Annotated in this window: 4 protein-coding genes; 1 reads left to right on the forward strand and 3 read right to left on the reverse strand. The window is 60.5% G+C overall.

Annotated features, from left to right (window positions below):
• Positions 1-64: 64 nt before the first annotated feature.
• From P8H27_RS15070 to P8H27_RS15080, 3 genes are all read right to left on the reverse strand, one after another.
• Entirely contained in the window at positions 65-1423 is a 1359-nt protein-coding gene (locus tag P8H27_RS15070; protein WP_289638393.1) for an HlyD family type I secretion periplasmic adaptor subunit, read from the reverse strand.
• Positions 1424-1433: 10 nt separating this feature from the next.
• Complete coding sequence (locus tag P8H27_RS15075) at positions 1434-3584, reverse strand: type I secretion system permease/ATPase (protein WP_289638394.1); 2151 nt, start codon at positions 3582-3584, stop codon at positions 1434-1436.
• 228 nt (positions 3585-3812) lie between these two features.
• Entirely contained in the window at positions 3813-5174 is a 1362-nt protein-coding gene (locus P8H27_RS15080; RefSeq protein ID WP_289638396.1) for a TolC family outer membrane protein, read from the reverse strand.
• Positions 5175-5628: 454 nt separating this feature from the next.
• Between P8H27_RS15080 and P8H27_RS15085 the strand changes: the two genes are divergently transcribed.
• A partial coding sequence (locus P8H27_RS15085) for a retention module-containing protein (RefSeq protein WP_289638397.1) occupies positions 5629-7346 on the forward strand: 1718 nt, incomplete at its 3' end.

Genomic DNA, 7346 nt, shown 5'->3' on the forward strand with positions numbered 1-7346 from the left:
GGCTCGCAGGGTCTTGCGTTGCCCGCGCTCCCGGCAAGTCCGGTACGCGCTTTTCATGCGCGGCTCATCGTTCGCGCAGCGCTTCGGCGCGGGCCTTGAGTACGGGCTTGAGTAGGTAATCGAGAACGCTTTTCTCGCCGGTGATGATGTCTACGGTGGCGATCATGCCGGGAATGATCAGCAAGGGATGTTCATCGCTGCCCAGGTGGCTTTTATCGGTGCGTAGCTGGATCAGGTAGAAGCTGTTGCCTTCCTCGTCGGTGATGGTGTCGGCGCTGATCAATTCCAGATTGGCTTTTAGTCCACCATAAATGGTGTAGTCGTAGGCACTGAACTTGACCATGGCCTTCTGTCCTGGATGGAGGAAGGCTACATCCTGCGGGCGCACCTTGGCTTCTATCCGCAGGTTGTCTTCCAGGGGCACGATTTCCAGCATGTCGCTGCCCGGCTGGACGACGCCGCCGATGGTGTTGATTTTCAGCTGCTTGATGATGCCCTTGACCGGGGACAGAACCGTGGTGCGGCTGACGCGGTCTTGAATGGCGGAGCTGTTGGCGGTGATTTTCTTCAGTTCGGTGCGCAGTTCATTGAGCGCCTTGAAAGCGTCGGAGCGGAACGCCAACTCGGACTCCTCGATTTTGCTCTTGATCTCGCTAACGGCCGATTCTGCCCTGGGAATCGCCAGGTTAGTGGCATTCAAAGAGCCGCGAACTTCCACGGCGCTGCGCTGCAAACGCAGTATCTCCACTTGGGAAATCGCGCCCGTGGCGACCAGGGGTTGTGACATATTCAGCTCTTGCTGCAGCAAGCCCAGGCTGGAGCGGTATTGCTGGGACTTGGAGCGGAACTCGGCGAGCTCTTGGGTTTTCTGCCGTAATTGCTCGCCGAGTGTGCGTTGTTCGCTGTGCAGGCGCCGTTGTCGCGAGCGGTAGAGCGCCAGCTCGTCTTCGGCCAATTGCGGGGCCAGGCGCTGGATTTCCTCCGGCATGGCGATGGGCCGGCCTTCGGCTTCGGCGCTCAGGCGTTCGATGCGGGCGATCAGGGATAAACGGTCGGCTTCGGCTTCACCTTGACTGGACAGAAAACGGGTGTCATCCAGGCGCATCAACACCTCGTTCTTTTCCACCAGTTGGCCTTCGCGCACGAAAATCTCGCTGACGATGCCGCCCTCGAGGTTCTGGATGACCTGAATTTTGCTCAAGGGAATGGCCTTGCCTTCGCCGGTGGTAACCTCTTCGAGCACGGCAAAATTGGCCCAGAGCAGGGCGGCGATCAGGCAGGCACAGACTACCCAGATGGTGATGCGCGACAGCCAGGGCGAGTCCTCGAGAATCGCGCCCTCGACTTCCGGCATGAACTCGGTGTCCTGCTTGCGCCTGCCCAGGCTGGCAAAGTAAGCGAAGATGGCTTGATGCGGTTGCATAAGTACCTTCCTATTCCGCTGCCGGGCCGACGCGGCCCTTGCGCAAGGCTTCGATCACTGCCTCCTTAGGGCCATCGGCAACGATCTGGCCGTTGTCCAGCACCACCAGGCGATCGACCAGGCTGAGCATCGAGCTACGGTGGGTGATCAGGAGCATGGTTTTGCCCTGAGCCCAGGCATGCAGGCGACTGCGCAGGATTTCCTCGCTGCTATTGTCCATCGCACTGGTCGGCTCGTCGAACACCAGGATCTGTGGGTCGAGCAGCAGCGCGCGGGCCAGCAATACGGCTTGGCGCTGGCCGCCAGAGAGCTGTTGGCCACGCTCGCCAACCGGGCGCTCGAAGCCTTGCGGGTGCTGTCGGGCCAGCTCGCTGACGCCGGTCAGTTCGGCCACTTCGAGCATCCGTGCATCGCTGATATAGCGTGCGCCGAGGGTCAGGTTGTCGCGCAGGCTGCCGGCCAATAGCGGCAGATCGTGGGCAACGTAGCCGATCTGGTGGCGCAGGTCGGCCACGTCGAGTTGACGTAGATCCAGGCCGTCGAGCAGGATTTGCCCCTCATCCGGGGCGTAGAACCCCAGCAGCAGGCGTGCCAGGGTGCTCTTGCCCGAGCCGCTACGACCGATGATGCCGACCCGCTCGCCAGCATTCAAACGCAGGCTGACCTTGGTCAGTGCCGGATTGCTTTGCCCCGGGTAGCTGAAGCTGACCTGATGCACATCGAGGGTGCCTTGCAGCAGGGTGCGCTCCAGCGGCCGCTGCTTGGCTTGGCGTTCCTGCGGCAGTCCCATCAGTGCGTCGGTGCTTTTCATGGTCAGGCGCGCCTGCTGGTAGCGGGTGATCAATCCGGCAACCTGGCCGAGCGGAGCCAACACCCGGCTATTGAGCATGTAGCAGGCGATCAGCGCGCCGACACTCATGTCGCCAGCAATGATCGCGTAGACCCCGGCGATGATGATGGCCATGCCGGCGCATTGCTGGAGAAACAGGGTGCCGTTGGTGGCGAGGGATGAGAGGAAGCGAGCGTGAGCATCCAGCCGGGTCAGGGCGCCATGGGTGGTTTCCCACTGGTGTTGGCGTTCGCTTTCCGCACCACAGGCTTTGAGGGTTTCCAGGCCGCCGAGGGTTTCGATCAATAGCGCCTGACGCTCCGCGCCCAGTACCAGGCTGCGTTGCACGGTGTCGCGCAAGCGGCCCTGAATGATCAGGGCGAAGATCGCCGTGAGCGGAAAGGCCAGCAGTGGAATGGCAATCAGTGAACCGCCGAGCAAACCTATCACCATAATCATCAGCAGGGCGAAGGGCAGGTCGATCAGGCTGGTCAGGGTCACCGCGGTCAGGAATTCGCGCAGGCCCTGGAAATCGTGAATGTTCTGGGCGAAGCCGCCGACAGTTGCCGGGCGCGCTTTCATGGCCATGCCGGTGATGCGTTCGAACAGGGTGGCGGAGAGCACCACGTCGGTCTTCTTGCCGGCGCTGTCCAGTAGATTGGCGCGCAGTACCCGCAGCAGCAGTTCGAAGGAGGTGCCGATGAACAGGCCGATGGCCAGCACCCAGAGGGTGGCCGTGGCCTGGTTGGGCACCACGCGGTCGTAGGTCTGCATGACGAACAGCGGCACCATCAGGCCGAGCAGGTTGACCAGCAGGCTGGCGAGCATGGCATCGGTATACAGCCAGCGGGACAGCTTGAGCGTGTCGCGGAACCAGGCATCGATGCGTGGCAATAGCGGCGTGCGCACGTCTTCCAGTTCGTGCCGCGGACGCGCGAAGAACGCCTGGCCGCTGTATTCCTCGGCCAGTTGCTCGCGCGCAACGTGCTGTTCGCCACCGTCCGCCTCGGACGGCATGATCAAGGCCTGGTCGTCGGCTTCCCATTGGCGCAGGACTGCGCTACGCCCGTTTTTGAGCAATAGCAATACCGGCAGGTTCAGTGCGGAAATGGCCGTCAGTTCGCGCTGCAGCAAGCGACCTTGCAAGCCGCCCCGTGCTGCTGCGCGGGGCAGCAGGTTGGCACTTAGGCGCTGCTGCGGCATCGGCAAGCCGGCACTCAAGCTGCCGCGGCTGGCGGTACAGCCGTGGAGTTTGCAGAGGATCAGCAAACCGTCCAGCAAGGGGTCGTCGTGGCTCAAGCGGGGATCGCTGGTGGGCTCGGCTCTTTCCATGGTCGTCACGTTTTACTGCTCCTTAACAGGCCATTGAAAAACTACTGCGCTCGGCGATGCAGTGATGCAGCGCGGCGGAGTAACAGCCGAAGGCTGGCCAGCAGGGCGAACAAAGCGAGTCAATCGGTCTGAAACTGCGCACTTACACCAGGTGAACTGCGCTTTTCGACCGATTCCGCCTTGCCTGGCCGTCGCTCGCTACATGTGTCAACGGCCGGCTAAGCGGGACTACTTCATTTCCGGCAGGCGTGCCTCGCTCTTTACTTCGGAAAGGGCTACAGCCTCGGCCGGTACAATCACCTGCTGGTGGCGCAGCAGATCGCCCATGGCAGCCATCACGCGGTACATGGAGAACTCTTCGGTGTAGCGCACTTCGCTGTAGCGGCGGTTGGCGGTGAAGAGTTCGTTCTCACTGTCCAGCAAATCGAGCAGGGTGCGCTGGTTCAGGCTGAACTGCTGCTGGTACGCCTCGCGAACCCTTCTGGTGTAGTCGGCATAGTCGCGTGCCTTCGGCGTTTGCAGGCGGGCGTTGTCCATGGCGTTCCAGGCCAGCGAAAGATTTTCGTTGAGTACCCGCAGGGCGTTGTTGCGAATGTCCATCGATTCGTTGATCTGGTGGGCGGAGGATTGCAGGCGCGCTTTATCGCGCATGCCGTTGAACAGGTTGTAGTTCATTACCACGGCGGCACGCCACGTGTTGTAGTGGCCTTCGTCGCCCTGAATGTTGTCGTCGGCGCTGGTTGCCAGCTCGACGTCGAAGCGCGGGTAGAACGGCGACTTGGCAACCTGATACTGCTGCTCGGCGGCCTGCACGTCGGCTTGTGCTGACTTCAGGAAGGGGTTGTTTTGCATAACCGCTTGCCGGGCGGCGTGTAAATCCTCCGGTATCGCGCTCTTGATCGAAACCGGGGCTGCCAGTTCGTCTGGCGTGCGACCGGTGATGCTGATGAAGTTCGCCTCGGCATCCGCCAGGTTGACCTGCTCGGTATAGAGGTTGTTTTCCGCCAGCGCCAAGCGTGCGTTGGATTGATCGAAGTCGGCGGTGCTGCCGACGCCTTGGCGGTTGCGCAGATCGATTTGATCGGTGATGCGTTGGTGGGCCAGCAGATTGTTTTTCGCCAGATCGACCATTTCACGCCGTTTCAGGATATCGAGATAAACCTCAACGGTGCGCAGCGCCAGGCTTTCAGTCGTGCCGAGTACCCGGTAGGCCCGCGAGTTTACTACCGCTTCGGTGCGTGCGACTTCATTAGGGGTATTGAAGCCATCGAACAGCATCTGCCGTAGACGCAGCTCGGCGTTTCGATAGTTAAGCGTTTCCGTGTTGTGGTCATTGGGCGGGTTGAGGCGGGTGCTTGGGCTGTCGGTATTTTCCCGACCGTAACCGACCAGCAAGTCGACTGTCGGCAGGTAGCCACCTTTGGCTATCTTCACTTCTTCGTCCGACGCAAGGCGGTTGTTGATTCCCGCGTGAATTTCCGGGTGATTGTCCAGGGTGCTTTGAATGGCTTCAGACAATGTCATCGCCTGGGTATAGGAACACGTCAGTACCAACAGCATGCTGCTCCACAGCGGATTGGCAACTCGCATGTGATGAATCTCCTTGTCGACTGTTGTTTTGTCGTCAAATATTTGACTTTTTCTTATTAATATCTTTTAAGTCTTCTAACATCACAGCTAAGAACATATTTAGCCAAGCCTAAGAAAAAGTTCTCACAAGCGTTATGAGGAAAAAATCTTATGCAGCCAGGGAAAAGCAGGATCATTGTTTTATATCAAAGGTCACGCAGTTGGCGGGTTTCAGCTTTGTGCGTGACGATAACAGGCGGTCTGCACGATTCGCAGCGCATAGGGCGGGGATGGTTCTGATGGAGTAGTACGGTAACCAAGTAGCGCTATTTTTCTGGCGCGGGTGTTTCCATGAGCTGGTATGCCGTTCCATTTCACTCAGTTGCTTCTTATGTTTCGCCCGGCGTATGGAAAGGTGCATCGACTCTTTTTCAGACGTGTCGGCGGTGGCTGGCAGCGTAGTGAGGGAGGAATCATGGCTACTTTGATTGGTGTCGTCAGCCAGGTTGTCGGCGAGGTTTTTGCGGTAGCCGGCGACGGAACGCGTAGGCTTCTCATCGAGGGCGATCGGGTTTTCGCCGGTGAACAGCTAGTTACCGGAGCCGCTGGTGCGGTAGCTATCGCCTTGGCCAGTGGTGGCGAGCTGACCCTCGGGCGTGACAGCAACCAAATGCTGGATACGCAGGTGCTGGCAGATATGCGCGGTGACGGTGTAGTAGCGCCCGCGTCAGCGGCGCCAACCGCGCCTAGTGACCAGGATCTGGCCGATATCGAGCAACTGCAGGCGGCCATCGAAGCGGGTGTCGACCCGAGCGCCGCTCTTGCTGCCACGGCTGCAGGGCCAGGGGCGGGTGGCGCAGACGGGGGGGGCGGCCATTCGTTCATCTTGCTGAGTGAAACTGCCGGAGCGCTCGATCCAGTCATCGGCTTCCCTACCGAGGGTCTGAGCTTCGTTCCGGAGTTTCCCGATCCGGATATCGAACAGTTGGATGAGCAGTCGGACGAACCACCGATCATTCCCCAAATTATTTTAGGTGAACGCCAGACGGTATCCGAATCCGCGCTGGCGACGGGGTCTAACTCGGCATCGGACGGCGAGTTCGCCAGCGGTACTTTCCGTTTGTCGCATGCCGGCGGGTTAAGCGTTCTGCAGAGCCTCTCCATTAACGGCGTGACAGTGTCCATCGTGAGTCTGGTGGGGGTAAGTGTCGTTGCTGAGCATGGCACGCTCAGCATTACCGGCTACGACGGTACGACTGGGCTGGTCAGCTACAGCTATGAGCTGACCAGTCCTGCCAACAGCAGCTCCGGTAACCAAACTAGTGTATTCGCCCTAAGCGTCTCAGACGGCATGCAGTCATCGACGCCGACGAATCTCATCATCGAGATATTCGACGACGTGCCCAATGCGGTGGATGACAGCAACAGCATCGCCGAAGACAGCGTGGCGCCGATCACTGGCAGCGTGCTCGACAACGACCTGCACGCCAACGGCCAACCGGGTGCGGACACCCCGACCAGCTTCGTCGGCTGGGCCAGCACCGCCGCCAGCTACGGCACCTTCAGCGATACCGGCAACGGCACCTACAGCTACAGCCTGAACAACGTCAACCCGGCGGTGCAGAGCCTGGCCGCCGGTGAGAGCCTGAGCGAGACCTTCAGCTACACCATGCAGGACGCCGATGGCGACACTGATACTGCGACTCTGACCATCACCGTCCTGGGCAGTAACGATGGGCCGGGGCTCAGCGTCGATCCTGGCAACCAGGGCGGCAACGACCAGGTGTTTGAAGCCGGCTTGGCGAATGGCTCGAATGCCGGGGTGAGCAGCATTGTGGCCAGCGGCGCCTTCACCCTGAGCGACGCCGACGGCCTGGACGACCTGCAGAGCGTGACCATCAATGGCGTCACCGTGGCCATCGGCAGTTTGGCCGGCAGCGTGTTCGCCGGCAGCAACGGCAACCTGACGATTGACTCCTACAACGCAGCCACCGGGGTGGCCAGCTACAGCTATCAGCTGACCAGCCCGACCACCGACGGCCCGGGTATCGAGAGCGACAACTTCACGCTCAGCGTGTCGGACGGCACGGCCAGCTCGGCGCCGGCCAGCATCGTCATCGAGATCGTCGACGATGTGCCGCATGCCGTGGATGACAGCAACAGCATCGCCGAAGACAGCGTGGCGCCGATCAG

Origin of the sequence: Pseudomonas sp. sp1636, from assembly GCF_030376615.1 — a bacterium.
In the GTDB taxonomy this organism is placed as follows: Bacteria; Pseudomonadota; Gammaproteobacteria; order Pseudomonadales; family Pseudomonadaceae; genus Aquipseudomonas.

Coding starts and splice junctions, on each gene's coding strand:
- P8H27_RS15070 (WP_289638393.1), bottom strand. CDS start 1,423: ATGCAACCGCATCAAGCCATCTTCGCTTACTTTGCCAGCCTGGGCAGG.
- P8H27_RS15080 (WP_289638396.1), bottom strand. CDS start 5,174: ATGCGAGTTGCCAATCCGCTGTGGAGCAGCATGCTGTTGGTACTGACG.
- P8H27_RS15075 (WP_289638394.1), bottom strand. CDS start 3,584: ATGGAAAGAGCCGAGCCCACCAGCGATCCCCGCTTGAGCCACGACGAC.